General features: G+C 51.8%; 16 protein-coding genes. All 16 read left to right on the top strand.

Annotation, left to right across the window (positions count from 1 at the left end):
* The first annotated feature begins 5 nt into the window (after positions 1-5).
* The gene (locus AC0YNS_RS18675) at positions 6-863 is read left to right on the top strand and encodes a metallophosphoesterase family protein (protein WP_475782496.1); all 858 of its coding nucleotides are present in this window, start codon (positions 6-8) and stop codon (positions 861-863) included.
* A 183-nt stretch (positions 864-1,046) separates the two neighbouring features.
* Positions 1,047-1,607, top strand: coding sequence for a GNAT family N-acetyltransferase (locus tag AC0YNS_RS18670; protein ID WP_475782495.1), 561 nt, complete (start codon positions 1,047-1,049; stop codon positions 1,605-1,607).
* 277 nt (positions 1,608-1,884) lie between these two features.
* Complete coding sequence (locus tag AC0YNS_RS18665) at positions 1,885-2,433, top strand: SiaB family protein kinase (protein WP_475782494.1); 549 nt, start codon at positions 1,885-1,887, stop codon at positions 2,431-2,433.
* An 11-nt stretch (positions 2,434-2,444) separates the two neighbouring features.
* Positions 2,445-2,837, top strand: coding sequence for a DUF1987 domain-containing protein (locus AC0YNS_RS18660; RefSeq protein ID WP_475782493.1), 393 nt, complete (start codon positions 2,445-2,447; stop codon positions 2,835-2,837).
* Positions 2,834-4,732, top strand: coding sequence for a SpoIIE family protein phosphatase (locus AC0YNS_RS18655; protein ID WP_475782492.1), 1,899 nt, complete (start codon positions 2,834-2,836; stop codon positions 4,730-4,732). The genes AC0YNS_RS18660 and AC0YNS_RS18655 overlap by 4 nt, the downstream gene beginning before the upstream one ends.
* On the top strand, positions 4,716-6,392 hold the full coding sequence (locus AC0YNS_RS18650) for a bifunctional diguanylate cyclase/phosphohydrolase (RefSeq protein WP_475782491.1): 1,677 nt from the start codon (positions 4,716-4,718) through the stop codon (positions 6,390-6,392). Before AC0YNS_RS18655 ends, AC0YNS_RS18650 begins: the two co-directional genes overlap by 17 nt.
* A 26-nt stretch (positions 6,393-6,418) precedes the next feature.
* On the top strand, positions 6,419-7,435 hold the full coding sequence (locus tag AC0YNS_RS18645) for a glycoside hydrolase family 172 protein (RefSeq protein WP_475782490.1): 1,017 nt from the start codon (positions 6,419-6,421) through the stop codon (positions 7,433-7,435).
* A gap of 231 nt (positions 7,436-7,666) precedes the next feature.
* The gene (locus AC0YNS_RS18640) at positions 7,667-8,527 is read left to right on the top strand and encodes a metallophosphoesterase family protein (RefSeq protein ID WP_475782489.1); all 861 of its coding nucleotides are present in this window, start codon (positions 7,667-7,669) and stop codon (positions 8,525-8,527) included.
* Positions 8,527-9,156, top strand: coding sequence for a glycerol-3-phosphate responsive antiterminator (locus tag AC0YNS_RS18635; RefSeq protein ID WP_475782488.1), 630 nt, complete (start codon positions 8,527-8,529; stop codon positions 9,154-9,156). The genes AC0YNS_RS18640 and AC0YNS_RS18635 overlap by 1 nt, the downstream gene beginning before the upstream one ends.
* 209 nt (positions 9,157-9,365) lie before the next feature.
* Positions 9,366-10,736: an ABC transporter substrate-binding protein gene (locus tag AC0YNS_RS18630; protein ID WP_475782487.1), complete on the top strand. Its 1,371-nt coding sequence runs from the start codon at positions 9,366-9,368 to the stop codon at positions 10,734-10,736.
* A gap of 84 nt (positions 10,737-10,820) precedes the next feature.
* The gene (locus AC0YNS_RS18625; protein WP_475782486.1) at positions 10,821-11,738 is read left to right on the top strand and encodes an HAD family hydrolase; all 918 of its coding nucleotides are present in this window, start codon (positions 10,821-10,823) and stop codon (positions 11,736-11,738) included.
* Positions 11,692-12,768: an ABC transporter ATP-binding protein gene (locus AC0YNS_RS18620; RefSeq protein WP_475782485.1), complete on the top strand. Its 1,077-nt coding sequence runs from the start codon at positions 11,692-11,694 to the stop codon at positions 12,766-12,768. Before AC0YNS_RS18625 ends, AC0YNS_RS18620 begins: the two co-directional genes overlap by 47 nt.
* 1 nt (position 12,769) lies before the next feature.
* On the top strand, positions 12,770-13,642 hold the full coding sequence (locus AC0YNS_RS18615; RefSeq protein WP_475782484.1) for a carbohydrate ABC transporter permease: 873 nt from the start codon (positions 12,770-12,772) through the stop codon (positions 13,640-13,642).
* A gap of 108 nt (positions 13,643-13,750) precedes the next feature.
* The gene (locus tag AC0YNS_RS18610) at positions 13,751-14,581 is read left to right on the top strand and encodes a carbohydrate ABC transporter permease (RefSeq protein WP_475782922.1); all 831 of its coding nucleotides are present in this window, start codon (positions 13,751-13,753) and stop codon (positions 14,579-14,581) included.
* A 30-nt stretch (positions 14,582-14,611) separates the two neighbouring features.
* Entirely contained in the window at positions 14,612-15,352 is a 741-nt protein-coding gene (locus tag AC0YNS_RS18605) for a glycerophosphodiester phosphodiesterase (protein WP_475782483.1), read from the top strand.
* Between the two features lie 754 nt (positions 15,353-16,106).
* On the top strand, positions 16,107-20,495 hold a 4,389-nt coding region (locus AC0YNS_RS18600), incomplete at its 3' end, for an immunoglobulin-like domain-containing protein (RefSeq protein ID WP_475782482.1).

Here is a 20,495-nt window from a genome sequence, read left to right as displayed (position 1 = left end):
AGCTAATGAGATTGATTCTGATAGGTGACTTGCATTATCACGATATCGAAGAATTGATTCCGGGGCTGGCTGCGGCTAGGTTTGCTTTCTACCACAAGTTGCTGGGGCGTTTTATGAATACGGTTGGGGATTGGCATATATCGCTGGGAGATCTGACGAACGTGGGATCGCCTTCGGAGCTACAAGGGGTTTATGAGCTGCTGCAGTACGAGAAGCGTGATCGGAGATTCATTCATGTGCTGGGCAACCACGATCTTTACTTACTGACACGCGAGCAGGTGCTGGAGATGACGGGGCAGCAGCGCTATCACGCGATAGATACGGACGAGGCGATGCTGGTGTTTCTGGATACGGCCAGAGAGCTGGACATTATGGACTGGAGCGGTTGGGTAGACGAGGAACAGCTGCGTTGGTTGGAGGCTTGTGTAGAGCTATCCGGCTCGAAGACGCTGCTTGTCTTCGGTCATCACCCTGTTTATCGGACGACAACAAGGTCGGACATGCACAATGAATCGATTCATCCCAGCATTGATATGTGGCGCATTCTGAATCGGAAACAGCAAGGAATAGGCGTCTATTTCAACGGTCACACACATGTGAATTCGATCGTTTCCCAAAACAATTGGACGTTCGTGCAGCTGGCAGCTTGTCTGGATTATCCTGACTTCCGGATCGTGGAGCTTGAGGGAGAGCACATCCGAATCTCCACGGTGGATGTGGCAGACGATGAGATGATGGAGCATGCCGACCTGATGCACAAGTATATGCCGTTTTTTGATCCTAATCCGGACGGCCGGGGACAAGATGCAGACCGACGATGCGTGATTTCCTTGCGAACATCAACAGCGGCGCAACCCCTATAAGAAATCTCCACAAACACAAAGACCCAAGCGAACCCTGAACTGCAACCCACGCTTGGGTCTTTCCTCGTTCACGATTTGGAAGTCAAGACCGTGTGGTATAATGACCAGAAGGGTAGTTAGGAACACGAGAGAAAATGAATTTGTCATCAATCAGCTCGAGCGAGCACCTGTGAGGTCACGTTAATGAACTATCAAGTTACATCGAATTGGGATGAGCGCTTGTGGCGCAAGGTAGAGCCGGTGTACCGGGAAGCCTTTCCCGAACATAGAGGGAAGAGCGAAGGCGTGATCCGCCGCATGTTTCAGCGCAAGCTGAGCGAGCTGCATACATGGATGGAGGCGGGCGAAGTCGTCGCTATGGCGCTGACAGCTACTGACCGTGAGGCGCAAGTGCTCGTGCTCGATTATCTCGCCGTGCGGGCAAGTCGAAGAGGCAGCGGTCTTGGCCGCCATTGTGTGGAAGCGATCAGCGAGTGGGCGAAGTCGTCGGAATCCTGCCGCGCGATCATTATCGAGGTTGAAGCGGAGCAAACGGAGGAGAATGCGGAGCGCATCCAATTCTGGCAGCGGACAAGCTTTCAGCTTACAAGTTATGTGCATCCTTATATCTGGGTGCCTGAGACGTATCAGGCAATGTATTTACCGCTGGAGCCAACGTTTAAGCCGGAGGATGATGGACAATCGCTGTTCTCAATCATCACCAAATATCATGAGAAAGCGTACCGTGGCGGAGATATAGAATAACAACAACGACAAAACGGCAGCCCTAGGGCTGTAATAAAGGATGACAATGATGCGATTACCGTCTCTCACGATGTGAGTGGACGGTTTTTCTTATTATAGGTTCGATTCATTTCGTGATTCGACAAATTTCGAGCGAGAATGATTCTATTTTCATACATTGGGGCAGGAGGAAGAGAGGGGTTGTCGAATGTGTAAAGATATGTTATTCCATTGATATGACGTATCCGAGGTTACAAGCTGCGGATATGAATTTGGGATTAGGGGATAGGGCTGACTCATGATGATTGATGTGTTGGAAGTACAGCAAGCGCTGCGTACTCACGGAATCCTGATCTGCTTCTCAGGGAAATTGTCGCAAGCGCTTATTGCAGAATATGGAGAGGCAGTAAAATCTTATCTGGAAACGGAGCACCGTCCACAGAACGAAGTGTACAACATCTTCTCTTTATTCATCGAGCAAACGCAAAATATTAATAAATATAATGTTGCAAAGTCCGGCAGTCCTCATCATGACTTAATGCTGTATTCGAGCATTGTGACCATCGGCAAGCAGGAAGATGCAGGCTATATGGTCTGTTCCGGCAATCTGATCCATAACGAGGATGCCCAAACGCTTCAAGCCTATCTCGATTCGCTGATTCTGATGGACAAGCCGGAGCTTAAAGCGTTGTACAAAATGAAGTTGAAAGCGGAGATCGCGCCGGAGGAAACGGGCGCTGGGCTTGGACTCATCGATATGGCGCGTAAATCGTCTTCTAAGCTGGAGTATTCCATCGTAGATCGGAATAATGGGTTATCTTTTTTTACTTTGAAGGCCACTGTATGAGGAGTGTCAGCATGAATTCATTATATGTTGAATCAACGAAAAGCACCCCAGAGGTCCGGTTCGATCCGGAAGCAGGAACGCTGGTTATAACAGGTCAATCCTTTCCTGAGAATGCGTTCCGATTCTATGAACCTCTGATGAACTGGCTGGATGACTACTTGGACCAAATGAAGCAGACCACCATTGTCACAATTGAGCTTCAGCTGCCATACGTCAATACGAGCAGCACCAAATGTTTAATGCATATATTGGAAAGGCTGGACAAAGCGTTTGTAAGCGGCAAAAAGATCGAGGTTCGCTGGTTCTGCGACGAAGAGAATGAAGCTGAGCAGGAATGTGCGGAAGAATTTAAGGAAGACCTGCAGTTGCCGTTCGCTATACTCCCGCGAGGTTCGGGAGCGTGAAGGAAGAGGGGCGGCAGCGGATTGCGCCAAGGGGTATTGTTGATGGACAATTAGATATTGGCATTCGCAGGGTGATGGTGCTGGCTAGCGCATTAATCGCTCTATCGATTATTCTAATAGGTTCCTATATCTATAGAGTCACGGAGCAGGAAGCGCTGCATAAGCTGAAGACGCGTGATCTGCAGTCGCTCGCGAACTCTATCTCGGCACGCGTGGACGGTAGAATTGAACGAGCAGTGGAAACGTCGCTTACGCTCTCCCATGACCCTTTCGTGTTGGAGTGGCTGTCCGGTGAAGAGAAGGACAAACGGCTTGCCGATATGATCAGCAAGAAGACAAGCTACCTGCACGAGGAGCTCGGCTACAGCGCTACGTTTATCGTAGGCGTATCCACTCGCAAGTATTGGAGTTACGACGGCAGGCTGCTGTCCGTTATCAAGAAGGAAGATCCTTCGGACGCCTGGTTCTTCGATACGTTGGCAGCTGGGCGGCAGGTATCCATTAACTTTGATAATAATGAGGAGCTTCATGGCGTATTCGCCTTCATCAACGTCTTGGCCGGTGATGATCTCCGCAAGCCGCTCGGTATCGTCGGCGTAGGCATGAAGCTGGATGAGCTGTCGGAGGAGTTTGATTCGTATAAGGACGGCAAAGGGATCAATCTATGGCTTACCGGCAGCGATGGGGAAATTTATCTGTCCGACGATGCTTCCGATAACGGACGCAATATTAGCGAGGTGCTGCCGGATTCGGCACAACGTCAGCTGTCGAAGATCGACGGCGATAAGAAAGGCAAAATGGTCGTTCTGGACTATGATCGGCCAGAAGCCGGCAGAGTGGACTTAATCAGACAGCACCTGCGATCGACGGATCATCAGTTATACGTCGAGGTAGAGAGACGGGAAACGACAGGCTTCCTGCAGTCGATACGCTGGAATACGGCCTTCGCGGCTTTGGTTACCATTCTGGGGACCATTGGATTCTTCTTCTATATCTCCCGCAGAATTGCAAATCCGTACAATCGGGCAGTTGATTTGAACCGGCGGCTGGAAGAGGAGATTACACTTCGGACGAAGGAACTGTCGGAGCGTAACCAGGAGATGCTGGACAGCATTAATTATGCGAGTCTGCTGCAGCAATCCGTTCTACCGAAGCCCGAGGCGATCGAGGAGCTGCTGAGAGCGCCTTTCGTGGTCTGGCAGCCGAGAGATGTTGTCAGCGGCGATTTCTTCTGGGTGTCGCAGCGGCACGGCAGAACTTTCGTTGCGGTGGGAGATTGTACGGGACATGGCGTCCCCGGAGCGTTCATGACGATGCTGGCGTTGTCCTCGCTCAATCGTATTGTAGAGACGGATGCCGGCTATACCCCGGCGGATATGCTGGAGGAGCTGAACCGGCTGATAAAGGAAACGCTGCATCGCGGGGGGCAAGAGGGGATAACGGACGACGGCTTGTCCATCGGCTTATGCGCCATAGAGCAAGACGGGTCTGTAACCTTTGCCGGGGCGTCCTGCTGGTTATATAGGCTGGACTCGGATGGATTGCAGTCGTGGAAGGGAGACCGCAGCGGCATAGGCTATCGGCGCACGCCAAGCGATTACCGGTTTACGAATGTTGCGTTGCCGGAAGGCCAAGCAAGAATGTATCTCTTAACGGATGGACTAATGGACCAGAACGGCGGAGACCGGGATCATGCCTTCGGGCGAAAGCGGTTTGAGGAGCTGTTACTGTCCATTTGGGATTTGAAGGAGACGGAGCAGCGCGATAAGATTATGCAATCTCTCGAATCCTATATGCGAGAAGTGCGACAGCGTGATGATATTACAGTGCTTTCTTTTCTTGTAGGCGACGACGAGCACAGGTACAGAGGGGAATCGAATGGGGAATCTGGATAAGCATAATGACATCTATCGGCATGAGCAGAGCGTGCTCTTCCGAAGCAAGCAGGAGCTGGAGCGTTCTGAGCTGTCGGCGGACGACTTGAAAAAGGAGTATGAGGGGCTGCTGCTTGAATACGAGAAGCTGATGAAATTGTCCAAGAAGATCGCTTCTATCAGCGATGTGCAGTCAAGCATGCTCAGGCGCCGCGAGAATGATTTGAAGTGTTTGCTGGATCATGCGAATCAAGGCTTCCTCACATTCGGCTCCAATTTGCGCGTCAATCCTCAGTTCAGCAAGGAGTGTAAGCGCATCTTCGGCAGAAGCGTCTTCGGAGAGGATATTGTCGATTTGCTCTTCGGCTCGACCCATGAAGATGTACCGACACTTCGCAAGTTGTTAAGCATGGCACTAAGTGCCGGCGTTTCGTTGAACGAAGGCCGGCTGCTGCTTGCAAGTATGCCGGAGAGAACGATGATCGGGGAGGCTGTCGTGACGCTGGAATACCGCCCCATCGTAGATGAAATGACCGATGATCCCCTATTGCTGCTTATTATAACCGACGTAACGGAACGAATTGCTTCCGAAGAACGCATTCGATATTTAAGTTATCGGGATCCGTTGACGTCGTTCTATAACCGGAATTATTTGGAGCCTGTTCTGAGTCTGCCTCCTCCTCTTGAGTGGCTGCCCGTCAGTGTGCTTGTCATTGATCTAAACGGCTTAAAGCTGGCAAACGATGTATTCGGACATCACGAAGGCGACCGACTGTTAGTTCGCAGCGCAGAGCTGATACAATCTGTGTTCGATGACGAAACGGCGACGCTGGCCCGTTGGGGCGGGGACGAGTTTGTAGTCCTTCTGCCAGGCACGGACAAGGATAATTGCGATGCTGCAGCAGCTCGGTTGAAGGCGGCATGCGAGCAGTCGACCATCGATTCCGTGCAAGTATCCATGGCAATCGGATCCGCTGCAATCGTGAATACGGACATGCCGTTAATGACTGCATTTGTAGCCGCAGAGAAGCAGATGTACAAGAATAAGCTTCGGGAGAATCAACTGGTTCGTGCCGAGATGATGAAAAGCGTGACTTCCGCACTGCATGACAAGCTCTTCGTGGAGAGAAAGAATCAGAGGCGGCTGGCTGAACAGGCAACCCGCTTCGCCCTTTGGATCGGCATGCAGCCGAGCTCGCATGACATGAAGGTGCTGGAGTCGCTGATTTCCATGCATAATATCGGTTATTTGGCGCTTCCCTCTGATATCTTGCTCAAGCCTGGTTCGTTAAACGAAGAAGAATGGGAGATCGTTAAGAGCCATAGTGAGGTTGGCTACCGGATGGCGGCTTCTATCGGCGAATGGGCGCTTGCCGAAGCGATTCGAGGCATGCATGAGCGCTGGGACGGCAGCGGTTATCCTTATGGGCTGTCACAGGAGCAAATTCCATACCTATCCCGTTTGCTTGCTATTGCGGATGCGTACGATGTCATGACACATGATCAGGTTTACAAACAAGCCTTATGTGCGAGTGAAGCACAGCGCGAGATCGAAGCGCTGGCCGGCAGGCAGTTTGATCCTCAACTGGCGGCTGCGTGGCTGGCATTCTTGCGTGAAGGAGACGACAAAGCAATTTCTGAGCGTTTGCCAAACGTAGCCATAATCCAGCCAGAACGATAGAGTAGAGGCGAATAGGAGAGATGAGTATGTTCCCCGCTTTACATGAAATTAGAAAAGCGACAACCCGTCAATTCACGACCTTCGATCCCGTTACCAAGAGCAAGACGGTGAGAATCATGCCCGGCGAGCCTCCGCGCACGATTGTAGAGAGTGACAAGCCAGGCATGATCAGCCGGATGTGGTTGACCTTTCCCGGATGGTTCTGGCGACATTGGGAAACGCAAGCCGAGAATGATACATCTACGTTGAAGAAGCTCATCATCCGTATCTATTGGGACGGGGAGTCACAGCCGTCCGTGGAATGTCCGATCGGCGATTTCTTCGGCATCGGCCATTGCGAATTCCGGCACTTCGTCTCACGTTATATCGGAATGTCGAGCGGAGGATTCTATTCCTACTTCCTGATGCCATACAATCAAGTGCGCATTGAGCTTGAGAACTTGCATGAGAGCATCCCGCTTGATGTTTTCTTTAACGCCAACTACGAGGAATACGACGAACTACCGAAGAATGCCGGGCGGTTCCATTGCCTCTTCCGGACGGCCCGTCTAGGAGGCACGGACCCGCTTCCTCTGGTAGACATTCAAGGACGCGGCCATTACGTCGGATGCTGCCTGTCCATGCAGGGAGAGGATCTCAACTACTTGTCGTACTTGGAAGCGCCGGAATATATGTTCATCGACACGGAAGACCGCGAGAACCCGACGATCGTTGGCACCGGACTGGAAGATTATTTCAATGGCGGCTGGTACTTCAGGGACGGCGAATTTTACGGAGAGCTGCACGGCGTGCCGCTGAAAGACACGCTGCGTTCGATGATCAGCATGTATCGGTTTCACGAACATGACGCCATTGCATTCGAGAAGAATCTTAGCATCTCGTTCGTGAACCCATGGGAGGCAAAGCACCTGAAGCCCTACTGGTACTCTTCGACCGCCTACTGGTATCAGGATAGGGCTGCACCGCTTCCCGAGAAGCTTCCCGTCGACAAGTTGATGAGTATGTACAGACGGCGCGACACGGATCATCAATCTTATCCTTAAGCCTGGGATGTTCACAATCGCTTAGAACCCAATAAACCCGACTTCCGCTTAGCAGTGGAAATCGGGTTTATTTCCATTCTTCGATCACCAGATATGGCTAACAATCGCTCTGCCCCTTCCCCACCCAAAACCTTTACAAAAACATCTCCTACGCTTAACGGACAATCAACACTCGCTCTGTAACATGAGGGTGAGCATTGCAAAATCCGTATTTCCAGGAGGAGAGAACGAATGAAACTACTGCTAATGGGTGACTTACATTATCACGACATCGATACCGCGATTCCGGGTCTGCCGGAAGCTAGGACGGCTTTCTACGGGACGCTGCTGGAGCAATTCCTGAATACCGATGCCGATTTGCATATATCGCTTGGGGACCTGACGAATTTCGGCTCGCGCGAAGAGCTGCTGGACGTGTATGATCTGCTGTGGCATGAGGAGCGGAATTTCATTCATGTGCTGGGCAACCACGATCTCTACTCGCAAACACGTGAGCAGGTACTGGAGATCACGGGGCAGGAGCGTTATCACGCCATCGATACAGACGTGGCGACGCTGGTGTTTCTGGACACGGCCAGAGAGATGAACACCGCCGATTGGAGCGGCTGGATGGATGATGAGCAGCTGCAGTGGCTGGAGTACTGCGTGGAGAAATCCGGCACGAAGCCGCTGCTTGTCTTCGGTCATCACCCTGTGTATCAGACGACGACCCGATCGGAGCTGGACAAAGGCTCCATTCATCCGAGCATCGACATGTGGCGCATTCTCAATCGGAAACAGGGAACAGGTGTTTATTTCAACGGACACACGCATGTGAATTCGATCGTAGCGCAGAACAACTGGACGTTCGTGCAGTTGGCCGCAGCGTTGGATCAGCCTGGCTTCCGAATCGTCGAGCTCGAGGATGAGCACATCCGGATCTCGACCATAGATGCCACAGTCGAAGACGAAGGCCTGATGGAGCATGCTGAAACCCTTCACAGACATATCTCGCATTACCGCTACAACCCCGACGCTCGCGGGCTAGACGCCGACCGGGAATACAACATTCCCTTGTCGCCGGTAACAGCAACAGCGGAGCAGCCCCAATAATGGAGACAACAAGAACGAAGCAGGCTGCTTTGAACCATGCCACATTTCTGGAGCGCCTCGCCGCGCACAGAATGATCGCTTCCATTAAGGACCCGAGGCATATCGAGACCGCCCTGTCCTTACGCAACCAGTTGAGCGGCGTCTTTCTGTTAACCGGGCACATCGGCGTCATACAAGGATATGTGGACGTGTTTAAGCAACACCAGCTCCCGGTCTTCCTGCATCTGGAGAAGATCGGCGGCCTCAGTACGGACAATTACGGGCTGGATTACCTGGCGAAGGTCATCAAGCCGACAGGCATTATTTCGACCAAGACCAATGTCGTGAAAACCGCGAAGAAGATGGGGCTGCTCACCATTCAGCGTTTCTTCCTCGTCGATAGTGAAGGCTTGGACAACATCGCGAAGAGTCTCGCCCAGAGCGAGCCGGATATCGTGGAAGTCATGCCTGCGCGTATCCCTGATATTTTCGACAAGGTGAGGGCGTTCACTTCGCTTCCGATCATTACCGGAGGTTTGCTGTACGAGCCGGAGCAGGCAGAGAATTGTTTGAAACACGGAGCCGCTGCCATCTCGACGTCAAAGCCGGAGTTATGGAAATGCATCGGCTCTTCGCTCCTCACGCACTAGATGAAAATCCATATAATCTTTGCAATAGGATAACCTGGCGTTAACGAAACTCCTGTATCATTCATTATGAAAAGTAAATAGCGATCGGTTGGAGTAATGGAGAAACCTTATCCGCTTGAGGGCTAATAGCCCTCGGCAGGATTAAGGTTTCTTTTGTTGCACCTGCCGATTGTACAAAAACAAGTAGAGAAAAGGTGGAGGATTGGACGATGGTTAAGAAGCTTACTACTGTGACACTTGCAATGCTAATGACAACAGGGGTGCTGTCGGCATGCGGAGCGAGCGAAACGAACACGGACAACAACACTAGCGCAAACACAAACACTAGCGCGAATGCCAACACGAACAATACGACGGCAGGAGCAGCAGACCCGGCAGAAGCACCTGCAGCCGAGAAGATCGTCATCAAATATTGGTATGCCTATGGCGACAAGATTGAAGAAGCGAAGCAGCACATGGTTCAAACCTTCAATGAATCGCAGGACAAATACGAAGTCATAGCTGAACACCAAGGTACTTACGACGATCTTCACGCGAAAGTGCAAGCAGCCTTCGCAGCCGGAGATGCGCCTGCGGTTACCGATCTTGAAATCTCCTCCACGGGCGTATTCGCTCACTCCGGCATGCTGGAAGAGCTGACCGCTTTTGCAGAGAAAGACAAGGATCAGCTAATGCTGGATGATTTCAACCCGGGTTTGATGGGCAACGCGTATGTCGACGGAAAGCTGTACGGCCTTCCATTCATGCGCAGCACGCCGATTCTATACAAGAACGTCACGATGCTCAAAGACGCCGGACTTGACCCTGCCGGTCCGAAGACATGGGACGAGCTGGAGCAATACTCCAAAGTGCTGAAGGAGAAAGGCAAGCTCGGCATGACCGTGCCGGCGGATATCTGGTTCTATGAGGGACTCGTTGCTCAGAGCGGCGGCAAGATGCTCAGCGAAGACGGCAAGACGGCAGCATTCAACTCGCCTGAAGGCGTAGCACCGGTAGAGTTCTGGAAGAAGCTGGTCGGCGAAGGTTTGATCAAGATTCCGATGGGTGACGAAGCGGGAGCAACGGCTGACAAAGACTGGTCCAACCAATTGTCCGCATTCAAATTTGCTTCGACAGCAGGCGTAACGGGAAGTCTGGAACTGGCTAAGCAAGGCGGCTTCGAGATGGATACGGCGTTCATGCCTTCTAATGTCAGCTACGGCGTGCCGACAGGCGGCTGTCAGCTGGTTATTACGTCGAAGAGCAGCGATGAAGAGAAGCAAGCGGCATGGGAATTCCTCAAATGGATGACGTCGAAGGAAAACACCATCTACCAGCACAAGCATGTCGGTTACTTGCCGACGCGTATGTCTGCCGTAGAGAGCGATGAGCTGAAGCAGCATTTTATCGAGTTCCCGCAATTCAAAGTAGCCGTAGACCAACTGGAATTCGCCAGACCGCGCCCGATGGAGAACGCTTATCCGGAAGTGGCGAAGATCATCAGAGGAGCTATCGAGAAGGCGATTCTCGATCCGAAGGTGACTCCGCAGGAAGCGATGGATGAAGCGGCGGAGAAAGCCAACAAGCTGCTCGCCAAATAAGATTTCGCACTACAACCAAGGAGGAGCCTTGCGCTCGCAAGTGTCTTCTCCTTGTCATCCTAAGAGCAAGGGGAGCTTGCATTCATGCACAACGAGAATTGGTTATCTGCGATTAAAGTGGTTATTTTCGATATGGACGGAACGCTCTACCAGGAAGATACCTATCTGGATCGGTATATCCGTTACCTGCTAGAGGGAACGGCGCATGAGGGTGAAACCGAGGCAACTATTCAATTAGGGAGAGCGATTCGGGCCGGCGAGCATGAGATTCAATTCGGACATTTCTATCATAAGCAGGATGATTTGTGGTTGGTTCGAGAGGGAACGTTGTTCGTCCGGGGCAATACCTGGGAGGGGACTAAAGTGGCCGATGAGCAAGCTCATGGTTACGGAACGGTGTCTGCCCAAGTGCCGCATCTGGTTCCTATTGGCGACCCTTGGGGAATTGCGGCGGCTCTCAACCACAGATATAAACTTCCCGAACAGAATTTGAAAGCCGCGTTCGATCGGGTTCGTAAGGAAATGGTCGAAGAAACTCGCTATCAATTCATCTGCCACACCGACTTGTTCCAATCCATCCAAGAGCTGACCGCTGTCGAGATAAAAGCGCTCATGACCAATACCCATCACATCTCCGGGATTGAGTTCACGAGCTACATGGGAATCCGTCATATTTTCGAAGAGGTCGTGTACGACGCCAATAAGCCTAACGGCCTTCATTCATACATCCAAGCGCTGCTTGAGCAAGGGTATCAGGCGCATGAAATTTTGTCGATCGGGGATAACCCGTGGAATGATCTGCATCCGGTGAAGCAGCTGGGCGGCAGAACTTGTTTTATCTCTCCTTATCCGAGCAGTGATCGGGAGGTCTGGGATTTGCGTTTGCACCATCTGGAAGAGCTGGAGCAGCTTATGCGTACGATGCAAGAATCCATCACAAGGAGGAACATTGCGGATGGCAAAGATCGAGCTGAAGCAGATAGGCAAGAAATTCAAGGATGAGACGATTATTGAAAATTTAAACCTGACCATCAAGGATGGATCGTTCACCGTTCTTGTCGGCCCTTCGGGCTGTGGCAAATCCACGACGCTGCGCATGGTAGCGGGACTTGAGAAGCTGACGAGCGGTGAGATCTGGATTGACGATAAATGCGTGAACGATACGCCGCCGGGGCTGCGGGATGTGGCGATGGTGTTCCAGAACTATGCGCTGTATCCGACGATGACCGTCCGCGGCAATATTGAATTCGGTTTGAAGAACATGGGCATTGCCAAGAGCGAGCGCGAGAAGCTGATCATGGACATCTCCGAGATTGTCGGCTTAGCACCGCATCTGAACAAGAAGCCCCAGAACTTATCCGGCGGTCAGCGTCAACGGGTAGCGCTCGCTCGGGCAATGGTAAAGAAGCCGAAGGTGTTCATCCTCGATGAGCCCTTGTCCAATCTGGACGCGAAGCTGCGCAACCAGATGAGAACGGAGCTGATTCAGCTGCACAAGCGCCTTGGCACGACGTTCGTCTACGTGACGCATGATCAGGTAGAAGCGATGTCGATGGGCGATGAGATCGTCGTCATGAACAAAGGGGTTATCCAGCAGGCGGATACGCCGATGAAGCTGTATCACGACCCGGCTAACCAATTCACTGCGGAGTTCATCGGAACGCCGGCCATGAACATGATGGATGTGCGAGATATCCACGAGCTGGAGATCCAGTCCTCTATCACTGTGGGCCGTGTAGGATTCCGTCCGGAGCAGGCGCTGATTGGCGCGGCCGAAGCGGTCGAAGGCTACGACATCGAAGGCGAGATTCTAACCCGTGAGAGTTTGGGAGCGGAAAATATTTATCAGATCCAATCGCGAAGCGGCATCTTCTTCGTCAAAACCTTCCTTGCGCCGCTCGAGTCGGCCGCGCACGTGAAGGTCACGATTCCGTATGAGCAGCTCTATTATTTCGGGCTGAACGGAGAGAGACTGCGCGGCGTGGAGGCCAGAGCAAGCGCGAAACAATTGGCGACGGCTGGAGGAAGATAACATGACCGTATGGGAAAGACTGCGTCCGTATAGCATGGTCGCTCCGGCGATTATCGTGTTCTCCTTGTTCTTCATCTATCCCATCTTCTACATGATCTACTTAAGCATGTTCGATTGGAATTTCGTCAGCCCGACGAAGACTTTCGTTGGCCTGCAGAATTTCAAAGACCTGCTGTCGGAGCCGGATTTCCGGCAGGTACTTACGAACACGACGATCTACACGCTGCTGACGGTCACGTTGACGACCGGAATTGCGCTGCTGCTCGCCCTATGGCTGAATCGCAAAAGCTTCTTTCACGGCTTCGTTCAAGGCGCGATCTTCAGCCCGCACATTATCTCGCTCGTGTCGATATCCCTGCTGTGGAGTTGGCTGATGGATCCCGAGTACGGGCTGCTCAACTGGGTAATCGGGCTCGTGGGTTTCGGCAAGCTGGCATGGCTGTCCCATCCAAGCACATCGCTCGTATCTCTGGTCATCGTAGCCGTATGGAAAGGGCTTGGCTACAACGCATTGGTGTTCATCGCAGGGCTGCAGAGCATCCCGCCGGATATCTATGAAGCGGCCTCCCTGGATCGTTCCAAACCTTGGACGACGTTCAGGAAGCTGATCCTGCCGATGCTGTCGCCTTCGATTTTCTTCCTGGTGATCATTAACATGATCGGTTCGTTCCAGGTGTTCGAGACCATCGCCATTATGACGCAAGGCGGCCCGATCAACTCCACCAATACGCTCGTCTATTTCATCTACGAGAACGGATTCCGCTTCTTCAAGATCGGCTATGCTTCTGCGGCCGGCGTCATCTTGCTGGTCATCATCGGGATCCTTACGATTATCTATTTCAAATTACTGTCGAAGCGCGTTCATTACCGTTAAGAAGAGGTGAAGCTCTTGAAAGCCGTAGACAATACGATCAGCGGGCCATCTATCGGGACTGCTGCTGCAAGCAGTAAGCGGGGTCATGCGCGTACCCGTGAAGCGACGATCAGACGTGCGATATCTGCTCTTTTGGGCGGGTTAAATACGATTGGCCTTCTGGTGCTGGTGCTGATTTTTGCAATGCCGTTCTTCTGGATGCTATCCACATCGCTGAAGACACTGTCCGAAACGATGGTATTCCCACCGCAGTGGATTCCGCTCCATCCGGTTTGGGAGAATTATTCGAAAGCGTGGAACACGGGACCCTTCCTCAACTATTTCATGAACAGCGTCATCATTGCGGTCGGTATTCTGATTCTGCAGATGCTGACGATCATTCCGGCTGCGTATGCTTTCGCCAGATATAAGTTCGTCGGTTCGGGCTTCCTGTTCGGCATCGTCATGGTGACACTGATGATTCCGGCTCAGCTGATCTTCCTGCCCGTATACCTGGAGCTGAGTGCATTCAAGCTGCTCAATACGCATCTTGGCCTGATCCTGCCTTTCGCGTCCAGCGCCTTCGGCATCTTCCTGCTGCGGCAGGCATTCATGCAAATCTCCGATGAGCTGATCGAAGCGGCGCGACTGGATCAGGCGGCCGAATGGAAGGTTATTGTCCAGATCATGGTGCCGCTCGTGAAGCCGGTGCTGGTGACGTTCGCCTTGTTTAGCTTCATTGCGCATTGGAACGACTATTTCTGGCCGCTTGTCATGACCACTAACGAAACAGCAAGAACACTGCCGCTCGGCATCGCCAAGATCCGAGAAGTAGAAGGCGTTGCGACGTGGAATATTCTGATGGCCGGCAACGTGATCTTGGTAGTGCCGATCCTCATCGTATTCTTCTTATCGCAACGGCAGATTATCAAGGCTTTCGTGTATAACGGCGTCAAATAAAAGAAGAGTGATGGGAAGGATGAAGTGACGATGGTAAGAATTGTGGCACACCGTGGATGTTCAGGAGAGGCGCCGGAGAATACGATGGCAGCATTCGAGCTGGCACTAAGTGAACCGGATATTCCGATGATTGAGCTGGATGTGCATTTGTCTAAGGACGGCGTCCCTGTTGTCATTCACGACCATACGCTGGACCGCACAACGAGCGGGACAGGTCCGGTCAAAGCCTATACGCTGGAAGAGCTGCGTCAATTCGATGCGGGGAGTAAGTTTGATCCTGCTTTTGCGGGACAGGGAATTCCGACGCTGGAGGAGGTACTGCTGCTTGCCAAAGGCTGCTGCAAGCTGCATGTGGAACTGAAGATGCTGGCCAATGAATATGAAGGCATCGAGGAGCGGGTTATCTCGCTGATTCAGCGGCACGGCATGCAGGAGGAAATCGTGCTCTCCTCCTTCAATCATGATTCCATGAAGCGGGCGCATGAAATCGACCCGTCGATCGCGACGGCTCTGATCTTCCTCGGCAAGCCGACGCTGCTTGCGGAGCAGCTTCGTTATACAGGCGCAACAGGCCTGTCGGTGCATTATGGCTTCGTTACGCAAGAGCTGGTGGACGAGATGACGACGCTCGGCATGGATCTGGGTGTCTGGACGGTAGATGATTCGGAGGTGCTGGCGCGGATTATCGAGGCGTATCCGAATATTCGGATTACGACGAATTATCCGGATCGCGTGCTGCGCATTGTGCGTGGCGACGCAGTTAAGGCTTAGAGACACAATAGCGTCACCACGAAGCATTATGACAAGTGGATCCCGTAACAACAACATTCAAAAATTGTAACGGTTGTGAGAGTGGTTATTTTACATGAAAAAGCTATTTCTATACGCTAACGGTTGCCAGAGAGCTTAAGTGGCCATTTCCTCATGGAAATCAACCCTTTTGCAGCAAATAAGTGCTGTCACAACCGTTAGCGTTTGAAAAGCCGATTTTTTCATGAAATAAGCACGCTGACAACCGTTAGCTGTTGTTCTTTTGCACGGATGAATTAAACATGCACAAAGAAACCTCACGCCGTCGAGACTTTCTCGGGCAGCTTTGGAAGACACGGAAATATCTTTCCGTGTCTTTCTGGTGTTTGTGAGCTAACGTCTGCGTCGCCGGCCGCGATCCTAGAAGCGCCTTCAAAGGAACTGGTGCGCTCTCGGAGTTCTCGGAGTTCTCGAAGAATCGGCAGATGGAGCTTTCGTAGATATAACCTCCCCGTTTGGGGAGTTTTTTTAGTTGAGAGGAATGTTTTACAGAAAAAAAGATTTATATTCGACAAAATATGACTAGTAAGGTAGTGATATACGCTATAATAGTTTTTGATAATGTACTGGCGCAGCACCTTGATCTACACACATAGCGATGCTTGTATATAAGGCCAAATGAAAGGTCGTGATAGGATCCTTGTTACTGGCAACAAGTCAGTAAGCAGCTTGATTCATGAATCAGTTCAAACTAATAGTTAATAGAGGTGTACTAGTGAGTAGAAATGTATCAAAATCCATCATCATGCTTATTTGTTTTATGCTTGCTTTTGGCGTGTTTTTTCAGCAAAAGGCATTTGTGTCTGCCGCATCGACAGGTGCGCTGACCAGTTCTGTTCCAAATGAGCCCATCTCTGGTGCTGCATATGGGAATGGGGTCTACGTTGCGGTAGGCTATTACGGCAAAATCCTAACGTCTGCGAATGGGCTTGATTGGCAAATTGCCGCAGATAAAACGAGACTGGACATCACCTATACAGGTGTTGCTTTTGGTAATAATGTGTTCGTAGCAGTGGGTTACGACGGGACGATTATGACGTCGCCCGACGGTGCGGTTTGGACGCAGCGAGACTCTACGGTTACGAGCAGGATTGCGAAAGTTGCTTTCGTTACGGTGGACAATGCGTTTTACGCGGTCACTGCCAGTGGAACGCTGCTCAAGTCGTCCAATGGCGTTACGTGGTACCCGTCCTCTGTGGGGACGAGCAAGGATCTTACCTCCATCGGATTCAACGGCACTGCAATCGTAATTGGCGATTCAGGCGGATACGTACATACTTCGACCAATGGAACCACTTGGACTCAAAAGAAGATCGATAGTACTAAATCGTTCTTTATCAACTCCGTTCTTGGTCTAAATAATCGTTTCTATGCAAACGACCCTCTTGCGGGGACTTATACCTCTACAGATGGATATACCTGGACACCCGTCAGCATAACGGGTCAAGTTTTCGGCGGCCTTTATGATGGTACTGGGTACTATTTGTTTGGAAGTGATGGGACATCTTACGGCGCAGTCTTTACGTCTTCAACCGGCACATCCTTCACGAAGCAAGCTCCAAAAACCACTACGATGACCGCGCAAAATGGGTTCTATGCAAATGGGGTCTATATGCAGCTTGGTAACGATGGAATTGTCGTTTCGAGAAACGGAACTGCTTGGGATTACGCCTACGGCGGTGTGGTGTCCGATGTTATGTTCGACGGTACAACCTACATTGCTGTAGGGAAACATGGCAACGACGGATTTATTAAAACGTCTACGGATTATGCGAATTGGACGTCTGTTGCTCTGTCACAGCGTGTACCTGCACTAAAGTCTATTGCCAGCGGGATGGGTAAATATATTGCAGTGAGCGACTCTCCGGGGACCATGCTCGTATCAACGGACAAAATCAATTGGACCGTAAAATCTCCTGCTGTTTCGGAGTATGGATTCACATCGATTGTTTTTGCAAACGCCCTATTTATAGCAGTTGATGAAACGGGGTCTATTTATAAGTCGGCAGACAGCAGTGCAAGCTGGACACTGGTGAGGTCTGATCTTATTGACTATAACCCGTTATGGTTCGTTACTTATAGCAGTGGCGGTGGGGCATTTTATGCTGCCGGGGATTCGGGACTCCTTAAGTCTACGAATGGGGATAATAATACTTGGGCAAGCACGGGAGATGTAGTTCCCTCGATAACTGCATTTGACAAGCGGAGTTCCAATCAAACGGACATTCCGATCACGTTTTCGGGTACTTTTAAGAGTGTCAGCAATAATGGGACGATGTTGATACCAGGTATGGATTATACCGTATCAGGCAGTACGGTGACGATTAAGAAGTCCTATTTGTCCCAGCTGCCTCTTGGTTGGCAGACCATTTCCGTACACATCAACGCCGGCGGATCATTCTTTAGGACAGCCGTCAACGTAACGAACACGGCTCCATCGCTATCGCAGGTTGCGGGGGTACAGCTTCTTTCGGATGGAACAGCTTCTTGGGGAAGTGTGACCGGAGCGGTTAGTTATGAGGTGCAGCTGTACCGTAACGGATCCATCTGGGGCAGCCCAGTCTCGGTAGCCGCCGGCGGCAGCACGAGTACAAATCTACTAGCCGCTATGCGTGCTGCAGGAGCAGGCAATTATACGGTCAAAGTCAAAGCGATCGGGGACACTGTGAATTACAAAGATGGCTCCCAATCGGCAGCTTCCGGTGCAGTCACGATTTATAAGACACCGACAGAGGATGGCACTGCTAATAAAGCGGGGACAACTCAGAGAGACGATTTTAATATCGTCGTGAATGCCCAAAACGGGCCAAAAGCCAAAGCGGAAGTTGGCGGCGTGAACGTTTTGCAATCGGGTACAGAAGTACCTGTAGGTAGCGGGAAAGCGACACTTCTGATAGCGATCGGTAAGTTGACGGAAGGCGACAACCCAATTGTGATCTCTTTGAAAGATGCCTCGGGCAACTTTTCCGAAGATTTAACGGTTCATGTAACAAAGGATACGAAACCACCAATAGACGCGATAGAAGATGGAACGGCTGACAAAGCGGGGACTACTCAGACCGCAAACTTCAACATCATCGTGAACGCTGAAACAGGAGCTTCGGTGACGGCGAAAGTTGGGAGCACGAACGTTCTCCAAACCGGAGCGAGCGTCGTGGCTGCGGGCGGTAAAGCGACATTGCCAATCGACCTCTCGAAACTGGCGGAGGGAGCCAATAGTATTGCCATTGTTGTCACGGATCCGGTGGGTAATGTTTCCGGAACGCTGACGGTTAGCGTGACGAAGGATACGATTAGCGCAGCAAATACGGCACTGGCCATCGGTTACGGTGGAAGTGATTCGTCTGCAAGCGTAACGCAAGCGTTAACTTTGCCGGTTGCAGGGCTGAATGGAACGACCGTTTCATGGTCGTCCAACGTTCCGGCAACGATCGGGGCGACAGGAACAGTAACGCGCCCGGCATACGGAGCGGGCGATGCAACGGTAACGTTAACTGCGACGATTAGCAAAAGCGGAATAAGCCAGACAAAAACATTTGAGCTAACCGTATTGGAGCAGGCGCCAACGGATGCGCAAGCAGTAGCCGCAGCTAAGACGGCCTTAGAAGTAAGTTATAGCGGTACGGATACAGCTGCAAACGTAACAGGAGCGGTAACGCTGCCTGTGGCAGGATTGCTTGGAACGACAGTTACGTGGTCGTCCGATGATGCAGCAGTAATCGGAGCGACAGGTGCGGTAACGCGTCCGATCTACGGAGCGGGCGATGCGACGGTAACGTTGACTGCGACAATCACCAGAGGTGGAGTAAGCCAGACCAAAACATTCACTCTATCTGTGAAAGAGCTGCCTCAATCGGATGCGCAAGCGGTAACCGCAGCGAAGGCGGCACTGGAAGTTGGTTACGGTGGCGGCGAAACAGCTGCAAGTGTAACGCAAGCCGTGTCGTTAGCGGCAACAGGGCAGAACGGCGTGACGATTTCGTGGTCATCCGATGATGTAGCAGTCGATGCAACGACAGGTGCGGTAACGCGTCGGTCATATGGTTTGGGCGATGCGGCAGTAACGCTGACTGCGACGATAGCTAAGAATGCAGCAATCGAAACGAAGACGTTCACGTTGACTGTAATAGAGTTAGCGCAAACAGATGAGCAAGCGGTAACCGCAGCGAAGGCGGCACTGGAAGTTGGTTACGGTGGCGGCGAAACAGCTGCAAGTGTAACGCAAGCAGTGACGCTGGCGGCAACAGGGCAGAACGGAGTGACAATTTCGTGGTCATCCGATGATGTAGCAATCGCTGCAACGACAGGTGTGGTAACGCGTCCGGCATATGGATTGGGTGATGCAACGGTAACGCTGACCGCGACGATTGCTAAAGGCACAGCAAGCGAGACCAAGACGTTCACGCTGACCGTACCGCAGCTGGCACAAACAGACGCGCAAGCGGTAACCGCAGCGAAGGCGGCACTGGAAGTTGGTTACGGTGTCGGCGATACGTCTGCAAGCGTAACGCAAGCAGTGACGCTGTCGGCAACAGGACAGAACGGTGTGACGATTTCGTGGTCATCCGATGATGCAGCAATCGATGCAACGACAGGCGCAGTAACGCGTTTGGCATACGGATTGGGAGATGCAACGGTAACGCTGACTGCGACGATAACGAAGAATGCAGTAACTGAGACCAAGACGTTCACGCTGACTGTAATGGAGTTGGAGCAAACGGATGAGCAAGCGGTAGCCGCAGCGAAGACGGTACTGGAAGTTGGTTATGGCGGCAGCGAAACAGCTGCAAGTGTAACGCAAGCCGTGACGCTGTCGGCAACAGGACAGAACGGTGTGACGATTTCGTGGTCATCCGATGATGCAGCAATCGATGCAACGACAGGTGCGGTAACGCGTCGATCATATGGTTTGGGCGATGCGACAGTAACGCTGACTGCGACGATCACTAAGGGCGCAGCAAGCGAGACCAAGACGTTCACGCTGACTGTAATTGAGTTGGAGCAAACGGATGAGCAAGCGGTAGCCGCAGCGAAGACGGTACTGGAAGTTGGTTATGGCGGCAGCGAAACAGCTGCAAGTGTAACGCAAGCCGTGACGCTGTCG

Source organism: Paenibacillus sp. J22FR21, from assembly GCF_056269135.1.
Note: the sequence above shows the minus strand (reverse complement) of the source record. Positions and strands in the feature narration are given on the sequence as shown.

Coding starts and splice junctions, on each gene's coding strand:
- AC0YNS_RS18605 (WP_475782483.1), top strand. CDS start 14,612: ATGGTAAGAATTGTGGCACACCGTGGATGTTCAGGAGAGGCGCCGGAG.
- AC0YNS_RS18640 (WP_475782489.1), top strand. CDS start 7,667: ATGAAACTACTGCTAATGGGTGACTTACATTATCACGACATCGATACC.
- AC0YNS_RS18650 (WP_475782491.1), top strand. CDS start 4,716: ATGGGGAATCTGGATAAGCATAATGACATCTATCGGCATGAGCAGAGC.
- AC0YNS_RS18670 (WP_475782495.1), top strand. CDS start 1,047: ATGAACTATCAAGTTACATCGAATTGGGATGAGCGCTTGTGGCGCAAG.
- AC0YNS_RS18630 (WP_475782487.1), top strand. CDS start 9,366: ATGGTTAAGAAGCTTACTACTGTGACACTTGCAATGCTAATGACAACA.
- AC0YNS_RS18625 (WP_475782486.1), top strand. CDS start 10,821: ATGCACAACGAGAATTGGTTATCTGCGATTAAAGTGGTTATTTTCGAT.
- AC0YNS_RS18665 (WP_475782494.1), top strand. CDS start 1,885: ATGATGATTGATGTGTTGGAAGTACAGCAAGCGCTGCGTACTCACGGA.
- AC0YNS_RS18615 (WP_475782484.1), top strand. CDS start 12,770: ATGACCGTATGGGAAAGACTGCGTCCGTATAGCATGGTCGCTCCGGCG.
- AC0YNS_RS18645 (WP_475782490.1), top strand. CDS start 6,419: ATGTTCCCCGCTTTACATGAAATTAGAAAAGCGACAACCCGTCAATTC.
- AC0YNS_RS18620 (WP_475782485.1), top strand. CDS start 11,692: ATGGCAAAGATCGAGCTGAAGCAGATAGGCAAGAAATTCAAGGATGAG.
- AC0YNS_RS18675 (WP_475782496.1), top strand. CDS start 6: ATGAGATTGATTCTGATAGGTGACTTGCATTATCACGATATCGAAGAA.
- AC0YNS_RS18660 (WP_475782493.1), top strand. CDS start 2,445: ATGAATTCATTATATGTTGAATCAACGAAAAGCACCCCAGAGGTCCGG.
- AC0YNS_RS18635 (WP_475782488.1), top strand. CDS start 8,527: ATGGAGACAACAAGAACGAAGCAGGCTGCTTTGAACCATGCCACATTT.